The sequence below is a fragment of the Serratia sp. UGAL515B_01 genome (assembly GCF_033095805.1).
GTDB lineage: Bacteria > Pseudomonadota > Gammaproteobacteria > Enterobacterales > Enterobacteriaceae > Chania.
In genome coordinates, this window is record NZ_CP109901.1 from 1,792,321 (window position 1) to 1,813,803 (window position 21,483).

Below are 21,483 nucleotides of genomic sequence, written 5' to 3' on the forward strand. Positions count from 1 at the left end.
GGTTAGGACTCGCGATAAATATTCAGTCCAGCGAAAGACTGACAGACCGGCATCATCTCCAGCGTATTTATATTGACACGCACCGGCAGGCTAGCTACCCAAAATACTGACTCGGCAATATCTTCTGGCGTAAGCGCATCGGCGCCTTGATAGGTTTTACCCACTTTACCGTCATCGCCCTTGAATCGTACATTAGAGAATTCTGTGCCGCCTACCATACCCGGTTCGATATCGGTGACGCGAATGTGGGTGCCGTGTAGGTCAGCGCGTAACCCCAAGCTAAACTGCTTCACGAAAGCCTTGGTAGCACCGTAAACGTTCCCCCCGGCGTAAGGCCAGTTGGCAGCGGTAGAACCAATATTAATCACATGGCCAACATCGCGTTCCACCATTGCGGGCAGTAAGGCGCGCGTCATGTTTACCAGCCCTTTGGTATTGGTATCGATCATGGTTTCCCAATCGTCGACATTAGCTTTATGAGCAGGCTCTAGGCCTAGCGCCAGACCGGCATTGTTGACCAGAACATCGATATTATGCAACGAAGCTGGCAACGTTTCGATGGCCTGTTGAATGGCAGTGCGGTTACGAACATCTAGAGGCACAATATGCAGTGCTTCACCTAACTCTGCCTGCAAAGCTTGCAGACGCTCCAACCGGCGACCAGCGGCAATCACCTGATGGCCTTCGCGCGCAAACTTACGGGCAATGGCTTCACCAAATCCGGAGGTAGCACCCGTGACAAAAATAATCATGTTCCTGTTCCTCAACTGTTTTTCCCTGCCTCAACTTTAACGTGGCTCTGATATACCCGCAAACTTAATCAGTGATCGCTGGCAGGTGGTAAACCGCGCAGTCATATTTTATATTCTCACGCCTTCCTTGCACCGGGCCACCTAACGATTCAGCAATATGGCGGATCTCGAACCCATAGAGATAAGGCTAATACTGATGCGTTTGGAAGTATTTTGCGAAGACCGTCTCGGTCTCTTGGCATCGCGCTTAGCGTAAATCCATCGTGTTATCGCTTTCACATTTCGTTAGTAAGTTGTTTAATGTCAGACAGTTAAAATCATAATAATACCTTTTGCTAAAAGGACTTCGTCATGTCTGCATTCCGCATTATTCTTTTGCTGGCTGTCGCGGTACAAACGCCTGCCAATGCCAGGCATTTGGTTAAAACAAGTCCAGTCAAAACCACTATCGAATGGCAACCTTGTAGCAGCACACCCTTTCGGCACTGGTTCAACGATGTTCCACCTCCAGCCTCTTTACAATGTGGTTATGTTGAAGCTCCGCTGAACTATCAGAAGACTGCCAAGCAGGCAACACATAGTGTACGACTGGCGCTAACAAGATTGCCTGCCATAGGGCCAAGGAAAGGTAGCGTGGTTATTATTCAAGGTGGGCCTGGACGGCCGGGGATCAACCCGCAACTTGCTGAAAAAGAGGCCGCTTTGAAATTACAGAAGTCTTACGACATTATTGGTTACGATCCGCGAGGAGTGGGGCAATCAATTCCCAAAATATCTTGCCAGCAAACGGGAAGTGAAGAGACCCTGTTACCGGATGAAAACGATATTTCCGGAATTGAACAGCAAGCACGTAACATCGTTGATGCGTGTATCAAACAGACAGGGGCAGAGGTAGTACAACACATAGGCACTCACGAAGCGGTCAATGATTTGGATACCATCCGTCAAGCATTAGGTGAACGCGAACTGACCGCCGTAGCCTATTCTTATGGTACCAAAGTTGCTGAGCTATACGCTGAGCGTTTTCCAAAGAAAACCCGTGCTTTGGTGCTTGATGGCGTCGTCGATCTGTCGGACGATTATTTTACACAACGCATCAATCAGCAACGAGGCCTTCAGCAAAGCTTTACGCATTTTTCTGATTATTGTGAAAAAAACCATTCTTGCCAACTATCCCGTGAATCCAATAAATCCGTACAGACTTACCATGCGATGTTGCGTAAATTGCATAGCGCACCATTCGTAACACAATCTGGCTATGAGATCTCTTCAGAGGATGTAGTGACGCTGACCCGTAATTTACTACCATGGCGAGAACGCTGGCCTGAACTTGCCAATGCGTTGCGCAAAATAGATTCTGGCACAGCTGACGATCAGGAAACCGGACTGATCGACGAAAATTATAGCCCTTACACTGATGATGCACGGATGGTTATTACCTGTTCAGATACGGCAAGACCTAATGCTGACAGGCAGATGTTGCGTAGGCAGAGCCAACAAATCAATACTGCCGCCTCATTTCCCAATTATCTACTCTTACATGAGTATCCTCTTGATACCTGCGATTTCTGGCCCTATCCAGGCAAGGATAAACCCCACGTTCCGGTTCCTGCCGCAGCGTTACCGCCCTTGCTGTTTGTTGCTCAACGTTATGATCCTATAACGCCTTATCGAAATGCCCGCCAGATGTCCGCTGCATTTAACAGCCCACTCATAACCCGCGAGGGGGACGGGCATACGCTAGCACTAACCGGGATTAACCGTTGCGTAGATGAGGCGGTGGTAAATTACCTACTGATGCCAAAAAAATCACGTCATGACCGAAGTTGCCGTTGAAGCATGTGCTTCAGCGGCTGAATATGTGTGCCTGACCAAGAATATTGAGGCTGACGTTGGCTCCAGGATATATCGTCCCTCTGCTGATAGCCTTAATCTCTACGGTTTCATGACTGCTATCCATCAACAGACTGAGAGTGGAAACAAACCCCGCAAAGTCAATGCTGGTCACAATGGCTTGGCGTTGTGATGGTTGCGGAACGAGTCCAATCTGGATCTGTTCCGGGCGTAACATAATACGCGCATGGCCACTACGCAGAGGATCGTCAACGGCCACTCGCCCGAGAACACAGTCCGCCCATCCCTGTTCCAGATAGGCAGACAGCACTAAAGTTTCTCCTAGGAAAGTAGCTGTAGGTTCATCTACCGGGCGTAGATACAGTTCCTGTGGGTCTCCCACTTGCGCCAACGACCCATAACGCATTACGGCAACTTGATCGGCGAATGACAGTGCTTCGGCTTGATCGTGGGTGACCAAAATGGATGCAACTTTAGCTTCAGCCAGTAGCTCGGCAACGGCTTTTCGTGTTGCAGCACGCAGTCCGGTATCCAAAGCAGAGAACGGTTCATCAAGCAGCATCAGCTTAGGCTGTTGTGATAGAGCTCTTGCCAATGCCACACGTTGTTGTTGCCCTCCAGACAACTCGTGTGGCCATAGGGTTGCCAAACGTCGGTCCAAGGAGACCATATCCATCAGTGTATCGATTCGGTATTGTTTTTGTTGTTTACTGCCTTTTAACCCGAAACCAATATTGCCGGCGACGTCGAAGTGAGGAAACAGGGCACCGTCTTGCGGCACAAATCCGATCCCTCGTTGATGAGCAGGAACCCACAATTTATGGCTGACCAACGGGCTTCCCTGCAAGAAAAGCTGGCCTTGATCCGGGACTTCGAACCCCGCAATAATCCGTAGTAACGTTGTTTTTCCAGAACCGGAAGGACCAACAATCGCTGTACGGCTACCTTCATCTACGCAAAGGTCAATATTTTCAAGCACCTTAATGCCATTGTAGGATTTACTAATATTATGCAGTTCAAGCGTGCTCATAATCCTGCCGTACGTTTAGATTGCGAATATAAAAGCCAGGTTAATGGAAGTGACAATGTCACTATTATCAGTGCGTAAGGTGCAGCGGCAACATAATCGATTTCACTGGTCAGTGCCCAGAACCCCGTTGCCAGTGTGCGGGTGCCCGTAGGTGCGAGCAGTAAAGTTGCTGTGAGTTCGTTGGTAATCGCTAAAAATACCAGCGCTGCACCAGCTGCCGCTCCTGGTGCAGCCAACCGTAAGGTGGTACTCAACAACGCCTGAAAAGGTGTTCGCCCAAGACTGCGAGCTACGTTTTCCAGTTCAATCGGAGCCTGAGCAATTCCTGCACGCAAATTAACCAGTGCTCTGGGCATAAACATCAGCAGATAGGCCAACAGCAGGGTAATTTCTGTCTGATATATTGGACGGAATGTATGGATAGTGATGGTGACCAAGGCTAATGCAACGACAATGCCAGGCAAGGAGCTGGTGACGTAATTGCATCCCTCTAGTACACGGTAAAAGCGTGTGGGATAGCGAACCGAAAGCCAAGCCATTGGAATAGCACACAAAGTAATAATGATAGCGCCACTGGCAGCTAACGTCAGAGTTTGCCAAACAGCGGGCCACAGGTCGTTGTTGTGCCAGACATCAACGCCCCCAAGATACAACCAGCGCGTAAGCGTAACAAACGGTACACCTAATGCCAGTAGGGTCAAGCACAGCGGAAGCAGTTGGCAAAGTAGACTCACTATCGGGCTAAGAGCATGCAGGGTTCTTCTGCGGGCACTTCCTGAACCCACACGTGCATATCGAGCCTGACCGCGACTGACTGCCTCCACCATCAAGAGCATCAAACAACACAATACCAAGACCCCTGCCAGCATATTGGCGGCTGGGCCGTTAAAGGTGGACTGGAATTGATCAAAAATAGCGGTAGTGAAGGTATCAAACCGGATCATGGCGTACAGTCCGTATTCTGCCAACAAATGCAACGCAACCAGCAGACTTCCCCCCCATATAGCCAGTTTAAGTTGAGGCAGAACAACACGGAAAAAAACCATAAGGGGACGAGTACCCAGTGAGGTAGCCACATCTTCGATCCCCGGGTCAAGCCTGCGCAAAACGGCAGAAACGGGTAAGTAGATAAATGGGAAATAGGCAATTACTGAGATAAAAACCCCGGCAGCCAGACCGTTCATTGAGGGCCATAAACTGATCCAGGCATAGCTTTGAACAAATGCGGGTACCGCTAATGGCGCGGTAGCTAAAATAGACCAGACACGGCGGCCTGGCAACTGGGTGCGTTCTGTTAGCCACGCCAAAGCTACGCCAAGTAATGCGCAAAGGGGTAGGGTGAAAACCATCAGCAACAGGGTATTGGTCAGCAATTCCCCGACTCGAGGCCGAAAAACTAAAGTTTTAACCGTCTGCCAACCGGTGTCGATGGCAACACTAATCACAAATCCCAGCGGCAATAGCGCCAACAACGACAGCAGCAGGGCGCAAATGACAATCCACAGTCCGGGCTGTTGTTGATGCAATCTGCTTGGTGCCGCAAGGGCAGTAACTAAAGAATGATTCGACATGACGGAAAAATACCTTTTCACCCTACAATCTGCCTTACAGCAGGCCAGCCTCGGTCATTAGCTCGACTACTTTTTTGCTGTTCAACTTAGAGGGTTCAACCTTGGGAGCATTCAGCTCTTTCAGCGGTACCAGCTTAGGATTTGAGGCGGCTCCCACACCGACGGCATATTCAAAAGCGGTGTTAGTACGCAAAATTTCTTGGCCCTGTTTGCCAGTGATCCATTTTATAAACTCTTGTGCCTGCTGTGGATGCTTGCTGGATGCCAACACGCCTCCACCAGATATGCTGACAAAAGCACCTGGGTCCTGCTGTTGGAAATAGTGCAGTTTGATATTTTTACTGTTTTCACCCGTCTTAGCACTGTCAACAAATGGGTAGTAGTGATAAATCACGCCGCTGTCGATCTGGCCAGCATTGACTGCCTTCATCACTGTACTGTTACCTTTATAGGCAGTGAAATTGGTTTTCATCGCTTTCAGCCATTCCCGTGTAGCTTGTTCGCCTTTCAGCTCCAGCAATGCACTGACAATAGCCTGGAAATCAGCGCCTGAAGGTGAGGCTGCCCAGCGGCCTTTCCACTCAGGTTTCGCCAGATCCAGCAAAGATTCGGGTAACTGGGTTTCACTGATTTTGGCCGGGTTGTAGACGAAAACGGTAGAACGCGCGGCAATACCAGTCCAACGTCCATGGTCTGGACGATACTGAGGGTCAACCTGTGCGGAGGTATCTACATTCAATGGTGCTAACAGCTTTGCATTGTCAACCAGTACCATTGCCGGCGAGTTTTCAGTCAGAAAAACGTCAGCAGGTGAAGCACTGCCTTCCTGTACCAACTGGTTACCCAACTCACTATCACCACCGTTACGCAAAGTCACTTTAATGCCGGTGTCTTTGGTAAAGCCCTCTACCCAAGATTTCACCAGATTTTCATGTTGAGCGTTGTAAACCACCAGGCCAAGTTCGTTATCGGCAGCGTTGGCTGAGAAAGTCAGCGCCATTGATGAGGCAAGCAGGGTAAAAGAGATAAGAGAAGTGACATTCAATTTCATACCGTCGTCCTTATTGAAAGCAAAAATTTTCTGGTAAACAGAAGCTGCATGATTGTATCCAATAACATCAGGAATGATAGTGAAATTGATTCGTATTAGAGTAAATTACCCTCGGTTTTTCCTAGGTCTTAATATCATTTGGAAATAATCGACTGAAAAAACAGAAAATTCCTAAAGGATAGTATTCACATCAACTACGCGTTTGCCTCAATTGGGCTGCTCGAGGCCGGAAACAATTTTGCTTCAGGAGTCTATCTATGACAAGCCAAATCTGTGACTTGTCTACTGCATGCCTTTTCTGCGGCAACTGAAAGAAAAATCACTTTAGAGCCTGTTGTACTTACAGTGTGAAAGGCCCAAGGCCAACAAGGTAGAAGACGGTTCTGGGGAGCAGGAGCCACGGAGTGCAATGCTGTGCTTGGAATGAAGGATCAAAAAGACTTTTCTTAAATATAACCTCAACGAGATGAACGTTTTAGAAAGTTATCCGTGTTGATATGCCTATAATGACCGCGAAGTATACATGCAGTATCTCGTTTGGCGAGGCTCCTATACAAACACAGGTTACTGATCTGACGACATCGAGAGATGCCCAAGGTTAAGACAGGCTTCATCGGATTAAGGTGTAGCCCAAGGTAACTTCTGAATTTTTCAGATACGTTGTATAGTGCTAAAACCTGGACGCGGAGATAGGCTTTCTGCACTCCCTCTTTGGTTAACGCCCCTATGCGATTCACTGTTGAAGTCAAACAGAAAATAGGGACTAACATGATTAAATCACTTCCATACTCATCAGCGATGGCAGTTACCCCTGCAATTGCGCATGAAGAGTCATCTATTGCCAGCTACATGAGCGATGATTTCATCACTGTATCCGGTAATATCTCTGTTAAAGAAGCGAAAGATTACTTCCTGTCGCAACTCAAAACTGATGAGATACCTAGTCAAATTTTTATTACTGCTGACGATTATCATCTGCGGGGTATGTTGTCGGTAAAAACGCTGCTGCAATGCAATGACGGTGACAGAGTTTTAGGGTCGATGATGAACCACAACTATCTTCACCTATCACCGGAAGATGATAGAAATGACGTCGCTCATTTATTAGGTCGGGGAGGGCTGGATGTTGTACCTGTCGTGGTGAATAAAACCTTGGTGGGTGTATTGGGTGAAAGAGAAATTGCTCGCTTGATCGCAGATGAATATACCGAGGATGCACAACGTCAAGGGGCCAGTTTGCCACTGGATAAACCCTATCTGGAAACCAGCCCTTGGGAATTATGGCGTAAACGTGTCGTTTGGTTGCTCATGTTGTTTGTCGCAGAGGCTTATACCGGCAACGTCCTAAAAGCATTTGAGGAGCAGCTGGAGGCGGCTATTGCCTTAGCCTTCTTTATCCCATTGCTGATTGGGACCGGAGGCAACAGCGGTACGCAGATCACTTCAACACTGGTGCGGGCAATGGCATTAGGCGAAGTCAGTTTGCGTAACCTAGGCGCAGTGATCCGTAAAGAGGTGAGTACGTCATTACTCATTGCAATTACTATCGGGATAGCTGCTTGGATACGTGCCTGGATCATGGGCGTAGGGATGGATGTTACGTTGGTAGTCAGCCTGACACTTGTAGCGATTACCATTTGGAGCGCGATTGTCTCCTCCATTATTCCCATGTTACTAAAGAAAGCTGGTATCGATCCGGCAGTTGTATCTGCACCGTTTATCGCTACCTTTATTGATGGTACTGGCCTGATTATTTATTTCAAAATTGCCCAGATTGTTCTGGGAATATAATGCGTCCTGCTCGGCAGGCGTCAATAACCAATGGAGGTAAATCAATATAATGGACACTTTTCTAAGTGTATTTTTAACTACAGAGGTCGTTATCGATTACGTTTAAATATAGAGGATAGAATTATGGGAAACATGATGGTTTTTATGGGGTTCTTGGCTTTTGTTAGCACAATGGGCTTGGTTGCAGCTTATATGAGCACAAGATGGGATGACTAATGAACGAAAAAGATCCGCCTAGATGCATCCTCCCCGTAATATCATCAACCACTTCGGGGAGGATTATATAACAGCACAATATACTCGTCATCCTTCAAGTTATCCACATTGGCTGCATCTGCTCACCCAGCTTCTGGAAACGAAAAGATTGTTCGCGTTCCTACAACTTGAATTTTTAGAGTATAAACTGAGAGTATTTACCACATATGATAATGTCGGGGAAGAACGCTGGACAACCCATAACCCAACACTCGTCATGGGCACGCCCGCCAGTGTTATCACAATAGCGGCGCGGTAGCGCACCAGGCCCTTGCGCCATGCATCGATGGCGCCCAGAGCCGCACTTCCGGCAACGGCGACCAAGGCCACTGGCGCTGCCTGCTGTGGTGCCCATCCCATGCCCATCACCAGGGTGGGAATAGCAAAGATTCCGCCGCCGGCACCTGTAATGCCGAGCACTGCCCCCACACATAAACCTAACAGTAACGAAATGACCATGCTGCTTTCCTGATGTGTAGCTGAAAACCTCTCGGTCAGTATTACGGTACCCGATGCTTTGTTCGGGTATGCTCAAACTGTTCGAAAAGCAGCATGCCTGCGACCATTGCGCCAACAAAGACGATACCTTTGTTCACCCCAGCACCGAGTAATACCAGTCCAGGACCAGGGCAAATGCCTGCCATCCCCCAGCCAATACCAAACAGGATAGCCCCCCCAATCAAGCGCTTATCGACCTGTCTGCTAGTTGGCAGATTTATCGTGCCACCGCACACCGAGTGGGTGCGTCGCTTCACCGAGCGGAAAGCGAAGAAACCCACGCTAATGGCTCCCCCCATCACAAAAGCCAGTGAAGGGTCCCAGACGCGGGTAATATCCAGAAAACCAATCACCTTGGCAGGGTTTGCCATGCCGCTGACCAGTAACCCAACACCAAATATCACACCTGCCAACAGCGAAAAAAACAGATTCATATATGCCTCCTTAAGCGATTTACTGTGCGAGTCGACTCGACTAAATCCGCAAACCCATCAACCAGACGGTGATAAAAGCAACACCCATAAACGTCAGTGTGGCCACCAGAGAACGGGGAGATAAACGCGATAGACCGCAAACTCCATGGCCGCTGGTACACCCTGAACCGTAGCGGGTGCCGCTCCCGACTAACAATCCGGCGATAATCAAGATAGGCCAAGAGGTAGGAACTTCGATCGCAGGAAGCGGGTAGACGAGACCATACAAGAGGGGTGATATGATAATGCCCACGAGAAAAGCCAGATGCCAGCCACGATCAGGTGTGCTTCGTGAGAGCACTCCTCCGATTATGCCGCTGATCCCTGCAATACGTCCGCAGAACAGGATCAATATCCAGGCTGCACAGCCGATCAATACTCCCCCGAAGAAACTCAAGAGCGGGGTGAATTGCACCGGATTAATGGTCATGGTTAACACCTTCTGCGTCATCTTTCGGACAGTAAAGTTGATAGAGGGTATTGAGTAATATCAACACATTTGGATCATCAATGCGGTAGAAAATTTGTTTCCCCTCGCGGCGCGTTGCCACGAGTTGCTGGCGTCGCATGACGCCCAACTGCTGTGATAATGTCGGTTGCCCAATCCCTAGAGCACTTTCCATTTGCCCCACGGAAGCTTCTCCCTGACTGAGGTGACACAGCAGCAGCAGCCTGTCGTCATTCGCCAAGGAACGCAATACAGCGGCGGCTGCACTGGCGGCATCACGCATTTTTTTTTGGTCAATAATCGCGTTATTCATGAGCTCTCTTTGCCATCCTAATCCACGTTCGCGATAACACTTTCAATAATTATATTATATAATTAAAGCAAGGCAGTGTGAAGATACATCATCCAACGTGAAGATTAAGGAGTTCACCATGACACCACTTAGGCTAGAGTAGCAACTTAGTGATTGTGGGTGGTGTTGCTGGAGGGCTTCGGCAGAGTGAGGGCCGGCGTTTATCGGAAACGGCAGAAATTATTCTAATGCAAGGCTGGTTATGGATCGGCTTTTGCTGATGGTCACCAGCTTCAACTTGATCTGTGTCAGCATTGTATGGCGGTCGTTCTAGGGGAATGGATGCGTGTCGCGGATAGGAACCGTTCCTGAGAACTGGCTACCTAGAGCAAAGCGTCGGCGTTGCCACGTTAGAGAACGGAAGCTGGCTACAAAACCTCAGATTCTACGTACCGCCACCTCAGTGCGCATAATGTATATTATGTTAAATATACAAACGATTTCATTAGCTAGAAAAATCAAGTTGTTACCTTTTATGAACCTCTCTCTTTTTTGTTACCATGTTCATGAAGACTCTGCGATAACGAGTTGAAAACTGCCAACAATGTTTTTCCTGATTTATGTATGGCACTATGCCACCCTCTTTCTATAGAAGTTTAAGGCGCTAATGAATGGTGCAAAGCCTTATTCAGTATTTAGCAATAGCACCACGCATATAGATTAGCTCGCGATATCTGCCAATATCACCTACCGCTCGCAGCCTCTGCCGTACCTGTTCCTATGTTATTACGCGTAACAACTAGCGTCCGGTTTGCCTGTAATATTGCAAATAATCATTGTGATATGGCACAGCGAGCTATACTTATCGCAGTAGCTAACGCAGGTATGCGTGTTACTTATGAGCTTCAAACAACCTTCTTGTTACAACCGTCGGTGGAGTAGATATGGCTCTTAATAATAAAAAAATGCGTACTGTAAAAGCCCCGAGTTATCTTGATGCCATGATCCCCATCGTCACCTTGATTGTATTGGTAGGGGCATCGGTAGCTATATTTGGGTTGAATGCCGTCAACGGTCCTCTTCAGGTCGGGGTCATCTTAAGTACCATGGTTACCTCAATAATCATCTTGAAAAATGGCCATTCTTGGGAGGAAATATCTGAATCTGGCCGCAAAGGTATTGCAACCGTATCTGGTGCTATATTTATTCTTTTCTCTGTTGGGGCATTAATTGGTACTTGGAACATGTCTGGTACCATTCCAACCATGGTCTATTACGGTATCCTGTTGATTAGCCCTAACTGGTTCTATCCTATCTCTTTCCTAGTCTGCATCGGTGTATCTCTTAGCATCGGCAGTTCCTGGACAACAGCGGGTACTCTTGGGGTTGGATTAGTTGGGTTGGCTAACATGCTTGGTCTATCTCCGGAGATCACCGCAGGGGCAGTTATTTCCGGTGCCTATGTTGGAGACAAAATTTCTCCACTGTCAGAAAGCACAGTGCTGGCGGCACAGCTGAATAGCGTGGAACTTTATAAGCACATTCGCTCCCAACTCTGGAGTACAATTCCAGCGGCAGTCATCGCCCTGATTGCTTTCATTATACTGGGTATGAACCAACATAGCGCTTTTGATGATACGGTCACCAACAGTGAACTGACGCGATTTAATGAACTATTCCATATTACACCGTGGAATCTGCTACCTCTGCTTTTCTTATTGATACTATCTGTTTGCAAGGTCCCTGCCGCTTTGGCGATCATGAGCTCAGCCTTACTGGCAGGTATTATGACGCCATTTTTACAGTCGCAGGTGCTTGAACGTTTTATTGCTGAGCCTGATCTTGTTTCACCTCTGGTTGCCATTAAGGCAATCTGGTTGGCTATGGCAACCGGTTTCCAGGAAAATTCAGGGTTGGCACAGATTGATGCCCTACTCTCACGTGGTGGGATGGACAGTATGTTGCTGACGATCTGGCTGATTCTTGGCGCCGTCACCTTCGGCATAATGGTGGATGACTTTGGCCTGCTCAACAAATTGGTTACACCGCTGTTGCTTCGTGCCAGAACCATTGGCCGTTTGTTTACTTCGGTGGTTGCCACTGCAATAGGGTTGAACATTACCGCAGGTGACCAGTACATTGCTTTGCTGCTACCTACCCGCCTGTTCAAAGCTGAGTTCGCTAAACGAGGATTAGCGCCAGAAAACCTCTCAAGGGCAGTCTCCGACGCGGGTATTGTTACTTCTCCCCTGGTCCCCTGGAACTCTTGTGGTGCCTATATGGCTGCAGTGTTGGGGGTTTCAACTATGGCCTACATGCCGTTTGCCGTGTTCAATATTGCTGCACCACTGCTCACTCTCGCTCTGGGGATTTCCGGTATCAATATTCGACGCATACCGGTTACCCCAGTTGTGGCAGACTCAAAATGAAATAACTCTGGCCGTGAAACGGTTTAATAACAGGAGTCGTGAGACCAATACCGAAGCGATAAACACCAGAACCAATAGTGTTAACTTTAATGTTGTATTGTTGAAATCATACAGGGTAGTAATAATGTAGAAGACGCTGTAGTGAACGATGTAAACTCCTACCATTGCCGGGCTGATAAACTCCACAATACGGGTTATCAGCCCACTCTTTATGTTGATGTTATCAAACAAGATAAACAGAGCTAAGCTCATGGCTAGCAAATGTAAATGTTCTAGTACAAACCAACCAGCGACGCTAATTTGTGTATTTGTTGATAAATATTGTTCGTAAAAAAACATGGATACCCCAATTGGGATAACCATAAGCTTTGCTGCTAGTAGTACACTGATTTTCTTGGTAAACTTCCTGCCTAGTGACTCTCCCAAGAGGTGACCAATGATATAATACCCTCCCCAAACCCAGATAAATGAGTAGCTAGAGATAAAAAGTGGATCGTCTGAAGTATCAAGTGGACTAAATATGTCTAGCAACGCAATAATAGCGATAATCCCAGCAAAAAAGGCAGCAGTTACTTTTAAATTTTTGATGGCTTTTAGAATAACAGGGTAAATTAAATATATTACCCCCATATTCAAGAGGATGCCATTTTGTAAGATATAACCTGGCTGTATATAGTGTGTTTTAAGTAGTGATAGCACTATGTTCCAGAATATCATTATCATAATAATAGATTTAATTTTCGTGACAATGTCACTTTTAGTCAGTTTCTCCACCTCATCCATATAACCAATAATTATAAAGAACAATGGCTTAGATATTATAGAAACAAAGTAAAGAATGCTCATTGTATTAGCATTCAGGAAGCATTCATAAGCACATATCTGGCTTGTTGAAAAGAACGTAACAGCTGCAAAACAACTCAAACTCTTTAATGCATTCTGACTGACATTGCTAGCCATTGCTACCACCCATAGAGAGTAAAGTTTAATTTACCTTACTGTTTTTTATAAAAATAACCTTAGTACAACACGCTCGACTGCACAATTCAAAATTATGCTTGCACCTGATGATTACCAGGTTTTTTTTAATAAAAATGCAGTTGAAGCTGACTAACACTACCGTTCTTTAACTTGTTGCATCCTCCTCCCCCCTTCATTTCTCACAAAGTAATGCAATGCACTCATCAGATGCGATATGACAGCAGAATTAATACCCTCTGGATTTTAAAATTTTTTTATCTTCAGCCATATGTCAAGAGATGAATATGACCATTTCCCGCTTTTCCTAGGGGTCATAAAGACTGAGATACTATTTTTATTTCTCCCTTTAAAAGCATTAATTCTGGATTTATCCCTTTAATTTGGTTTTTTACTCTGTTTAAAGTGCGAATTTGGGGGGGGGGAAAGCGACAATGCTGATATCGATTGTAGCGTTTTTTTCACAACAGGAAAATTCGACGGTTATGTCTATGATTTAATCGTAAGTATGTCAGTTACGTTCGATCCTAATAACACATTACTTAATTGACTCAGGGTCAGTAAGGAAAATTATGACGAGCTCATCAGCAAATAAATTGTCCCTATGGTCTCTCACGGCGTTGGTCGTGGGATCCATGATAGGTGCCGGGATATTTTCTCTACCGGCAACTTTTGGTCGTGCAACGGGGGGGTTTGGTGCCATCATCGCTTGGTGCATTGCCGGCGGCGGTATGTTAATGCTGGCTTTTGTGTTCCAGACTCTGGCTCAAAGAAAACCCGATTTGGATTCTGGGGTTTTTATCTATGCTAAAGTAGGATTCGGTCAATATCTTGGTTTTGCCTCTGCTCTTGGGTTTTGGGCTGGTACCTGCATTGGTAACGTCTCTTATTTTGTATTGATTAAATCCACACTTGGAGCCTTCTTTCCCGTATTCGGCGACGGGAATACTGTTTCTGCGGTCATCGTAGCTTCGGTCATCCTGTGGGGATTCCATATTCTGCTACTACGTGGCGTCAAAAGCGCGGCAGCTATCAATACTATTGCCACTGTTGCTAAAATTCTGCCGATAATCCTCTTCGTTATTGTGTTGATTTTTGCTTTCAAAGCTGATGTTTTCGCACTCAACTTCTGGGGCGCACCACACGTCGCGGCAAGCGTTGGTGATTTGTCTCATCTTAACGACTATGGCTATGTTGGGCATGCCGCAGCGGCTATCGTACCAACTGCTGAGCCGGAGTCTCTGTTCAGTCAGGTTCGCAGCACCATGCTGGTAACAGTGTTTGTGTTCCTAGGTATTGAAGGTGCCAGCGTCTATTCCCGTTATGCCAAAGATCGCAAACACGTTGGTATCGCAACGGTAATGGGATTCATTGGCGTACTGTGCCTGTTAGTGCTGATCACCATGTTGTCATATGGCGTAATGTTACGTCCCGATTTGGCTGCTCTGAGACAACCTTCCATGGCTGGGGTTCTTGAAGCCATTGTCGGGCGTTGGGGTGCGATCTTCATCAGTGTGGGGTTGATTGTTTCAGTACTCGGTGCTTACCTCTCTTGGTCACTGTTGGCCGCTGAGGTGCTGTTTTCTGCAGCAAAAAGTGAAATCATGCCAAAAGTGTTTGCTACTGAGAACAGCAATTCAGTGCCATCCTCAGCCGTGTGGTTAACCAACATTACTATTCAGGTCTTTCTCATTCTGACCCTGTTTAGCCAATACGCCTTCCAATTGGCGCTTGAGTTGACCAGTTCACTGACGCTGATCCCCTATCTGCTGGTTGGCGCCTACGGCTTAAAACTGGCATGGACTGGGGAATCTTATGAAACCGATAAGGCCGATCACAAGAAAGACCTGATCATTGCGGTTATCGCTACGTTATATTCACTACTTATGATCTACGCTGGTGGAATGAAATATCTGCTGCTATCGGCCATTATCTATGGCCCAGGCACAGTGCTGTACATTATGGCCAAACGTGAACAGCATGCAAAAATGTTCACCCCGGCTGAAATGGGGCTCTTTGTTATCGTCATGGTCGCCGCAGTTATTGCAATCTACAACATTGCAACAGGCGTTATTACTATCTGATCGAGGCAAGACATTATGTCGACTAAAAAAAAGACACAGACGAAGTTTGGTGTGCATTCAGAAGTTGGTAAATTACATAAAGTGATGGTTTGTGCTCCTGGCAAAGCACATAACAGGCTGACACCAAGTAATTGTGATGAACTGTTATTCGACGATGTGCTTTGGGTAGAACGTGCTAAGCGTGACCATTTTGACTTTATGACCAAGATGCGTGAACACGGCGTTGATGTGGTCGAAATGCACAATCTGCTGGCTGAAACTCTAACCCTTCCAGAAGCCAGAAAGTGGATACTAGACCAACAGATTGTCCCTAACGAAGTGTCGTTGGGTATTTTGAATGAAACCCGCAGCTTTTTGGATGGACTAGCCCCCCGCACATTGGCTGAAGTGCTGATTGGCGGTCTTTCTACCAATGAATTGGCGAAAGAAGGCTATGCCGACAATGAGGAATTGAAGCTAATCCGTGAAGCCGTGGGCATTACCGAATACCTGTTACCACCATTACCGAATACCTTATATACCCGTGATACTACCTGTTGGATCTACGGTGGCGTTACCCTTAACCCACTGTACTGGCCAGCTCGTCACGAAGAAACCATTCTGACAACAGCGATCTATAAATTCCATCCAGACTTTGGCTCTGCCAATGTCAACGTCTGGTGGGGAGATCCAACCGTGCATCACGGTACCGCAACCTTAGAAGGTGGCGATGTAATGCCGATTGGTAACAAAACTGTGCTAATTGGTATGAGTGAACGTACTTCTCATCAGGCGATTACTCAGTTGGCAGCGGCATTGTTTTCCAATAAACATTCCGGGGTTGAGCGGGTTATGATTGCCGCGATGCCGAAACTGCGTGCGGCTATGCACCTTGATACGGTATTCACCTTCTGCGATCGCGATGTTGTTACGCTTTATCCGGCAATTGTCAATCAGATCAAGACGTTCTCTCTGCGTCCTGACGATGGCCCAACAGGCATGAAGCTCAGCCGTGACAAAGGTACCTTCGTCGAAGCGATTGCTGGGGCGTTAAACCTGAAGAAACTGCGTGTGGTTGAAACCGAGGGTAACGATTACGATACCGAACGTCAGCAATGGGACAGCGGTAATAACATGGTCGCCCTATCTCCTGGTGTGGTTCTCGCGTATGACCGTAATACCAAAACCAACACTCAACTGCGTAAAGAAGGTGTGGAAGTTATCGAGATTGTCGGTAGCGAGCTGGGACGTGGGCGCGGTGGTGGCCACTGTATGACTTGCCCGATTATTCGTGACGCCATTGACTACTAACAATTAACGTACTTAATTCAAGCCGGATAAACAATGTTTATCCGGCTTTTTACTTTTGGAGCAACTCACGATGGCTTGTAATTGCTTTATCTGAGCCGGAAGTGACTAATAGCGGAAAGTATATTGTAAAGACGCACTTTATGCTTTTAAAATTGATCTTTTCATGACAAAATCCCGTCAATGGATTTAAATGAATCATCGATTACAACTTGCCTAGGGATAATTATCGTCAACAATCAAATTGATTATTTTGAAAAAAATAAATGAGAGGCCTTAATGCTACGTTTCCCCTTCACTCTCTCTTTACTCACTGGCAGTATGCTCCTTGTCTCAACCCCACTCTTTGCCTCCTTACAACCCGTTAGCGAAGCACCACTCTCTAACGAGACTGAATTGCGTTGTAAATTCAATGTGGATAATAGTACAGACTGCGTAAGCAGATACACATACACTATCCTCAAGCCAAGTGGACGTGAGATGCTTTCGCGCCTCAATCTCAATTACGCCGAAAACGACAGCATGGTTGTCGAAAAAGCTGAGCTGACTCAACCAGGTGAGAAGCCAGTGCCGCTCGACAAGTCGCAGATTGACACCCGAATGGCACCCAATCCTGATCAAGGCTTTCTGCGCGAGCGACAAACTTCGTTTGCCTTCCCTAACCTACGTGTTGGTAGCCGTATCAGCTACACTGTGCGTTCACATATCTCCGCCAAGCCTTTCAGCCCTAACTTCCACTATGTATTATCCTTTGGTCCTGAACCGGTGCGTTACGATCGCTTTGATGCTGAGTATATTGCAGAACGCCCGATTTTTGTGCGCAGCGAGCAAATGAACACCTACCATATCGAGCAGAGCGCGGATAAAAAAAGTGTAAAAATCAGCCTCAAAGCTGCACCGTTCTATTTGAACTATATCAATGAGTCCAACAACGGCTATCTGCGTAACCCACCCCGAGTGGAAATGGGAAGCTCGCTTAACCTTCAGGATAACTTTGGCCTCTTGGCGAAACGTTACAACGAGATCCTCTCAGCCACACTACCCAAAGGTGCAGCGGCCGCAGTTGCCATCAATAAGCACAAGCCTGCCCCCGAGCAAGTCACAGCGTTTATGCAATATATCTACGATAACTACCGTTATCTGGGGGACTGGCGCCTTAGCGAACGTGGGTATATTCCATTTTCCCTGGCAGAAATTGAACGCCATGGCTACGGGGACTGTAAGGATCTTGCGATACTTTTAAGCGCCATGCTCAACGCTTCCGGTATCAAGGCGGAGCCGGCTCTAGTTATACGAGGCAAGGTGGCACCAAGCTTATTGATCCCTGGTGTTGCTGCTCCCAATCATGTAATCGTCCGGGCGGAAGTGAATGGTAAGACCTGGTGGCTAGACCCAACTAACCCGTCTTTTGCTCCCGGACGCATTATGCCAGACATCCAACAACGTTGGGCACTGGTACTGGGTGCTGATGGGCAGGTACGGCAGGACAATATTCCGTTGGAAAAACCAGCGCTCATAATCCATGTTGTTAAGAAAGACCAATTTACTGCAGACGGTAACTCCAAAGTTACAGGTAGCGTAGACCTGTCTAACTCAGCGTTGATGCAGCTCAGCGCGAACGACCGCTTGCATGGGCGAACCAGTTCGGATAAGGGTCTGTGTCAGTACTTTGCTAACGAAGTCAGTGAATGTCATCTGAAACGCGACGAAAGCCGGTTCGTTCTCCCTGCAAGTTACCGAGTGACTGCCAGCCTCATTGATCTGAGCGCACTGGATATTCTTCGGAACCAGTATATTTATAGCCGCGATGATCTTGCCGAACAATGGAATGAATTATCCAAATATCGCAGAGAAGGGCAACTGGCGGATCTTTACATAGATGACCCTCAGACCCTCTCCTACGATATCCAACTATCGGGCAGCAAAATCGTTGAACCCGCGCACGCTTGCAAAATACGCTCGCCGTGGTTCGATATCGATATGCAAGCAGAACCAAACAGTTCAGGCTACCACTATCGCTATCGGGAAGTACAAAAAGTCAGTTGGTTAAGCCACAGTGAAATTAACAGCGAAGAGTTTGGTAAGCTTATCGAACAGAGCCGTAACTGCGTAGAACAGTTACGGATGGTGGTGCAAAAGCCAGCCTAAGGCTTGGAGCAAGGCGGAGGATATCCGCCTTGCTCCAACGGGTTAAAAATGGTCGATTTTCACAATCTCATCAAACGGTAATTTGCCAATCCGTGGGTAAGGTTCACCGATACCTTTGCCAATGGCCACCATCAATGCAATCTGATAATGGGCCGGTTTGTTAATGATCTTGCCAACGGCATCAAAGTCAAAACCATCCATTGGGCAGGAATCATAGCCTTGCGCCTTGGCCGCCAGCATCAGAGTTTGTGCAAAGATACCACTGCTGCGCATCACTTCATCGCGCTGAACCTGTTCTTTATCACGATAATACTGTTCGATAGCAGGCAATAAATACTGTTGTACTGGTTCTGCCGCTGCTGCCCAGATATTTTTTGCCTGAGACTGCCAGCTAGACAGGTCACCACAGAGCACAATTAGCATTGAAGCATCGGTAACTTGTGCCTGGTCCCAGGCAGCTTGACGGATCTTTTCGCGTTGAGCGCGATCTTCAATCAGAACCGGGCGCCAATGCTGTAGATTAAATGCGCTTGGTGCGTTTTGCAGGGCAATATTGAGCAGTGCTTTCTTTTCATCAAGTGACATTATGTGTTGAGGGTCGAACTGTTTGGTAGCACGGCGTTGTTGAATGGCATCAAGAGTATTCATTGTTATCCTCAGATTAGTTGACTGCAGGCCAAGACTATTTCACGTTTTTACTTCTACTGCGAGAGAGTCGCGTTCTGTTTCAACAAAATTTTCCCTCGCTAAAAGCCTCAACTCTTCGCGGCTGTCATCACCTTAAGTGGTTGGGCATCAGGCAGGATATTCATATGTTCAAGTACCTGCGCCATGATTTTACCGAATGTCGGACCTGCTACCGAGCCCCCAAAATGTTTTCCCGCTTTGGGGTTGTTGACCATCACAACCAGGGCGACCTGCGGATTGCTGGCAGGTGCCACACCGGCAGTATAATTGATGTACCCCCCATCGTATTTACCACTTGGCCCAATCTTCTCGGCAGTACCGGTTTTGATTGCCAGTCGGTAACCAGGAACCGCGGCGCTGAGGCCACTTCCACCAGGCAAAGCATCGCTTTCCATCATATGTACGACGGTTTTTACCACGTTTTCAGGCATAATCCGCTGTCCCACGACAGGTGGAGTCACTTTGGTAATAGAAAGCGGACGATAGACACCGAAAGAGCCGATTGTGGCATATTCACGTGCCATTTGCAGGGGAGTGACACGCAAACCGTAGCCAAAGGAGAACGTCGCTCGTTCAATATCCGCCCACCGGACTCGATGGGTAGGTAGATAGCCACTGCTTTCGTTTCCAATGCCTAGTGTGGTAGGCCGCCCAAGGCCGAAACTGCGGTATACCGCGGGTAATGTGCTGGCAGGCATAGCCAACGCAATATGTGAAACTGCAATATCACTGGATTTTTGCAGCACACCGGTGATGGTCAATTTCGACCAGTGCCCTACATCTTTGATAAGATGCCCGTTCACTCGATAAGGGGTGGTGTCTAACACGGTGTCAGGCTGAATTATGTTGTGGTCTAATCCGACCATGACAACCACAGGTTTAATCGTCGAGCCAGGTTCAAAACTGTCACTGCTGCAAACATTATGGATATTTTTTGCAGGGGTATTACCATAGTTGTTCGGGTTAAAAGAAGGGTAACTTGCCATACCGAGTATCTCACCAGTATTGACCTTCACCACAACAGCGCAACCTGAGTCGGCCTGATTGGCAAGCACACTATCTCGGATTTTAGAGAACAGCACGTACTGGATAAATTTATCGATGCTCAGTGTTACGTTAGGTGGTGGCACAGGGTCGACACGTTTAATAACACTTATCACCGCCCCACTGCCATCTTTCTGGTAAACCCGCAGACCGCTCTTGCCTTGCAACAATGAGTTGAATCCTAGCTCGATCCCTTCCAGTCCCTGATTATCCTGCCCCACAATACCAATTAATCCCGCTGCATCCTGACCCATTGGATAAAAGCGGCTGAAGTCTTGCTCGGTACTAACACCAGTCAGATGCAGTTTCCTAATATAATCTGCGTTTCCGTCTTCCACTTTACGTGCCAAATACACAAAGCGTCTGCGTGCATTAGACTGGATGAGATGTTGAATATCGCTCAGTGGTACTTGCAACACATTGGCCATGCTCTGCCAGCGTTCATCACGGGTATCCGTGTTAGTATCGAGAATATGTTTAGGATCCAGTACGATATCTTTGGAAGAAACGCTCACAGCCAGCGGCGCATCATTTCGGTCGGTAATCATTGCACGGTTAGTTGGCACCACCTGAGTACGAATAGAACGTTGAGCGGCCTGCTCGGCCAATTGCTGATTTTCCATCAGTTGCAAATACCCAACCCTGAACACCAGTAATAGGAAACACACCAGTATTCCTGCGCATACCCAGCCAAAGCGCATCGTAGAATAATTTTTACTACTTTTCCTGGTTGAATAAGCCACGTTAACCCTGCGTTTTTATACTGACTGTTTATCAGTTAAGTCTACCGCTGAAGGGAATTTTTAGTGGA

The 21,483-nt window shown here is 47.3% G+C and carries 18 protein-coding genes and 1 riboswitch; of the genes, 7 read left to right on the forward strand and 11 right to left on the reverse strand.

What is annotated here, in order from left to right; genetic code table 11:
• Window positions 1-2 precede the first annotated feature (2 nt).
• Window positions 3-752: a bifunctional NADP-dependent 3-hydroxy acid dehydrogenase/3-hydroxypropionate dehydrogenase YdfG gene (gene ydfG / locus OK023_RS08275; protein ID WP_317696805.1), complete on the reverse strand. Its 750-nt coding sequence runs from the start codon at window positions 750-752 to the stop codon at window positions 3-5.
• Window positions 753-1,103: 351 nt separating this feature from the next.
• Between ydfG and OK023_RS08280 the strand changes: the two genes are divergently transcribed.
• Window positions 1,104-2,588, forward strand: coding sequence for an alpha/beta hydrolase (locus OK023_RS08280; RefSeq protein ID WP_317696807.1), 1,485 nt, complete (start codon window positions 1,104-1,106; stop codon window positions 2,586-2,588).
• A gap of 10 nt (window positions 2,589-2,598) precedes the next feature.
• On the opposite strand, the gene OK023_RS08285 is transcribed toward OK023_RS08280, so the two are convergent.
• The 3 genes from OK023_RS08285 to OK023_RS08295 are packed head-to-tail and all read right to left on the reverse strand — an operon-like array spanning window position 2,599 to window position 6,207.
• Entirely contained in the window at window positions 2,599-3,636 is a 1,038-nt protein-coding gene (locus OK023_RS08285) for an ABC transporter ATP-binding protein (RefSeq protein ID WP_317696810.1), read from the reverse strand.
• Window positions 3,633-5,207, reverse strand: a complete 1,575-nt coding sequence (locus OK023_RS08290) for an iron ABC transporter permease (RefSeq protein WP_317696812.1) — start codon at window positions 5,205-5,207, stop codon at window positions 3,633-3,635. Before OK023_RS08290 ends, OK023_RS08285 begins: the two co-directional genes overlap by 4 nt.
• Before the next feature lie 34 nt (window positions 5,208-5,241).
• Window positions 5,242-6,207: an iron ABC transporter substrate-binding protein gene (locus tag OK023_RS08295; protein ID WP_411569415.1), complete on the reverse strand. Its 966-nt coding sequence runs from the start codon at window positions 6,205-6,207 to the stop codon at window positions 5,242-5,244.
• Between the two features lie 576 nt (window positions 6,208-6,783).
• A riboswitch (M-box (ykoK) riboswitch) is annotated at window positions 6,784-6,954 on the forward strand.
• A 72-nt stretch (window positions 6,955-7,026) separates the two neighbouring features.
• Here OK023_RS08295 and OK023_RS08300 point away from each other — a divergent pair.
• Both OK023_RS08300 and mgtS read left to right on the forward strand, forming a co-directional pair.
• The gene (locus OK023_RS08300; RefSeq protein ID WP_317696816.1) at window positions 7,027-8,049 is read left to right on the forward strand and encodes a magnesium transporter; all 1,023 of its coding nucleotides are present in this window, start codon (window positions 7,027-7,029) and stop codon (window positions 8,047-8,049) included.
• Window positions 8,050-8,184: 135 nt separating this feature from the next.
• Complete coding sequence (gene mgtS / locus OK023_RS08305) at window positions 8,185-8,265, forward strand: protein MgtS (RefSeq protein WP_411569416.1); 81 nt, start codon at window positions 8,185-8,187, stop codon at window positions 8,263-8,265.
• A 99-nt stretch (window positions 8,266-8,364) separates the two neighbouring features.
• On the opposite strand, the gene OK023_RS08310 is transcribed toward mgtS, so the two are convergent.
• The 4 genes from OK023_RS08310 to OK023_RS08325 are packed head-to-tail and all read right to left on the reverse strand — an operon-like array spanning window position 8,365 to window position 10,036.
• Window positions 8,365-8,763: a sulfite exporter TauE/SafE family protein gene (locus OK023_RS08310; RefSeq protein WP_317696819.1), complete on the reverse strand. Its 399-nt coding sequence runs from the start codon at window positions 8,761-8,763 to the stop codon at window positions 8,365-8,367.
• 41 nt (window positions 8,764-8,804) lie between these two features.
• Window positions 8,805-9,236, reverse strand: coding sequence for a DUF6691 family protein (locus OK023_RS08315; protein ID WP_317696821.1), 432 nt, complete (start codon window positions 9,234-9,236; stop codon window positions 8,805-8,807).
• A gap of 40 nt (window positions 9,237-9,276) precedes the next feature.
• The gene (locus OK023_RS08320; RefSeq protein ID WP_317696823.1) at window positions 9,277-9,705 is read right to left on the reverse strand and encodes a YeeE/YedE family protein; all 429 of its coding nucleotides are present in this window, start codon (window positions 9,703-9,705) and stop codon (window positions 9,277-9,279) included.
• The gene (locus OK023_RS08325; protein ID WP_317696826.1) at window positions 9,695-10,036 is read right to left on the reverse strand and encodes a metalloregulator ArsR/SmtB family transcription factor; all 342 of its coding nucleotides are present in this window, start codon (window positions 10,034-10,036) and stop codon (window positions 9,695-9,697) included. Before OK023_RS08325 ends, OK023_RS08320 begins: the two co-directional genes overlap by 11 nt.
• Before the next feature lie 923 nt (window positions 10,037-10,959).
• Between OK023_RS08325 and OK023_RS08330 the strand changes: the two genes are divergently transcribed.
• Complete coding sequence (locus tag OK023_RS08330; protein WP_317696828.1) at window positions 10,960-12,444, forward strand: Na+/H+ antiporter NhaC family protein; 1,485 nt, start codon at window positions 10,960-10,962, stop codon at window positions 12,442-12,444.
• On the opposite strand, the gene OK023_RS08335 is transcribed toward OK023_RS08330, so the two are convergent.
• Window positions 12,436-13,404 (reverse strand): acyltransferase family protein, encoded by a 969-nt coding sequence (locus OK023_RS08335; protein WP_317696830.1) that lies wholly within the window; start codon window positions 13,402-13,404, stop codon window positions 12,436-12,438. The two genes, OK023_RS08330 and OK023_RS08335, sit on opposite strands and share 9 nt — an antisense overlap.
• 590 nt (window positions 13,405-13,994) lie before the next feature.
• On the opposite strand from OK023_RS08335, the gene OK023_RS08340 reads away from it, so the two are divergent.
• From OK023_RS08340 to OK023_RS08350, 3 genes are all read left to right on the forward strand, one after another.
• Window positions 13,995-15,506, forward strand: coding sequence for an amino acid permease (locus tag OK023_RS08340; RefSeq protein WP_317696832.1), 1,512 nt, complete (start codon window positions 13,995-13,997; stop codon window positions 15,504-15,506).
• 15 nt (window positions 15,507-15,521) lie between these two features.
• Entirely contained in the window at window positions 15,522-16,796 is a 1,275-nt protein-coding gene (arcA, locus tag OK023_RS08345) for an arginine deiminase (RefSeq protein ID WP_317696834.1), read from the forward strand.
• A 276-nt stretch (window positions 16,797-17,072) separates the two neighbouring features.
• The gene (locus tag OK023_RS08350; RefSeq protein ID WP_317696835.1) at window positions 17,073-18,941 is read left to right on the forward strand and encodes a DUF3857 domain-containing transglutaminase family protein; all 1,869 of its coding nucleotides are present in this window, start codon (window positions 17,073-17,075) and stop codon (window positions 18,939-18,941) included.
• A 42-nt stretch (window positions 18,942-18,983) separates the two neighbouring features.
• Here the strand turns inward: OK023_RS08350 and OK023_RS08355 are convergent, their stop codons facing one another.
• Window positions 18,984-19,589, reverse strand: a complete 606-nt coding sequence (locus OK023_RS08355) for a nitroreductase family protein (RefSeq protein WP_317696838.1) — start codon at window positions 19,587-19,589, stop codon at window positions 18,984-18,986.
• A gap of 107 nt (window positions 19,590-19,696) precedes the next feature.
• Window positions 19,697-21,373 (reverse strand): penicillin-binding transpeptidase domain-containing protein, encoded by a 1,677-nt coding sequence (locus OK023_RS08360; RefSeq protein WP_411569417.1) that lies wholly within the window; start codon window positions 21,371-21,373, stop codon window positions 19,697-19,699.
• Window positions 21,374-21,483: the final 110 nt, after the last annotated feature.

What these genes read in the sequence shown, in the direction of transcription:
- arcA (WP_317696834.1), top strand. Translation starts at nt 15,522, where the DNA reads ATGTCGACTAAAAAAAAGACACAGACGAAGTTTGGTGTGCATTCAGAA.
- OK023_RS08325 (WP_317696826.1), bottom strand. Translation starts at nt 10,036, where the DNA reads ATGAATAACGCGATTATTGACCAAAAAAAAATGCGTGATGCCGCCAGT.
- OK023_RS08330 (WP_317696828.1), top strand. Translation starts at nt 10,960, where the DNA reads ATGGCTCTTAATAATAAAAAAATGCGTACTGTAAAAGCCCCGAGTTAT.
- OK023_RS08350 (WP_317696835.1), top strand. Translation starts at nt 17,073, where the DNA reads ATGCTACGTTTCCCCTTCACTCTCTCTTTACTCACTGGCAGTATGCTC.
- ydfG (WP_317696805.1), bottom strand. Translation starts at nt 752, where the DNA reads ATGATTATTTTTGTCACGGGTGCTACCTCCGGATTTGGTGAAGCCATT.
- OK023_RS08335 (WP_317696830.1), bottom strand. Translation starts at nt 13,404, where the DNA reads ATGGCTAGCAATGTCAGTCAGAATGCATTAAAGAGTTTGAGTTGTTTT.
- OK023_RS08285 (WP_317696810.1), bottom strand. Translation starts at nt 3,636, where the DNA reads ATGAGCACGCTTGAACTGCATAATATTAGTAAATCCTACAATGGCATT.
- OK023_RS08355 (WP_317696838.1), bottom strand. Translation starts at nt 19,589, where the DNA reads ATGAATACTCTTGATGCCATTCAACAACGCCGTGCTACCAAACAGTTC.
- OK023_RS08290 (WP_317696812.1), bottom strand. Translation starts at nt 5,207, where the DNA reads ATGTCGAATCATTCTTTAGTTACTGCCCTTGCGGCACCAAGCAGATTG.
- mgtS (WP_411569416.1), top strand. Translation starts at nt 8,185, where the DNA reads ATGGTTTTTATGGGGTTCTTGGCTTTTGTTAGCACAATGGGCTTGGTT.
- OK023_RS08360 (WP_411569417.1), bottom strand. Translation starts at nt 21,373, where the DNA reads ATGCGCTTTGGCTGGGTATGCGCAGGAATACTGGTGTGTTTCCTATTA.
- OK023_RS08295 (WP_411569415.1), bottom strand. Translation starts at nt 6,207, where the DNA reads ATGGCGCTGACTTTCTCAGCCAACGCTGCCGATAACGAACTTGGCCTG.
- OK023_RS08320 (WP_317696823.1), bottom strand. Translation starts at nt 9,705, where the DNA reads ATGACCATTAATCCGGTGCAATTCACCCCGCTCTTGAGTTTCTTCGGG.
- OK023_RS08340 (WP_317696832.1), top strand. Translation starts at nt 13,995, where the DNA reads ATGACGAGCTCATCAGCAAATAAATTGTCCCTATGGTCTCTCACGGCG.
- OK023_RS08280 (WP_317696807.1), top strand. Translation starts at nt 1,104, where the DNA reads ATGTCTGCATTCCGCATTATTCTTTTGCTGGCTGTCGCGGTACAAACG.
- OK023_RS08300 (WP_317696816.1), top strand. Translation starts at nt 7,027, where the DNA reads ATGATTAAATCACTTCCATACTCATCAGCGATGGCAGTTACCCCTGCA.
- OK023_RS08310 (WP_317696819.1), bottom strand. Translation starts at nt 8,763, where the DNA reads ATGGTCATTTCGTTACTGTTAGGTTTATGTGTGGGGGCAGTGCTCGGC.
- OK023_RS08315 (WP_317696821.1), bottom strand. Translation starts at nt 9,236, where the DNA reads ATGAATCTGTTTTTTTCGCTGTTGGCAGGTGTGATATTTGGTGTTGGG.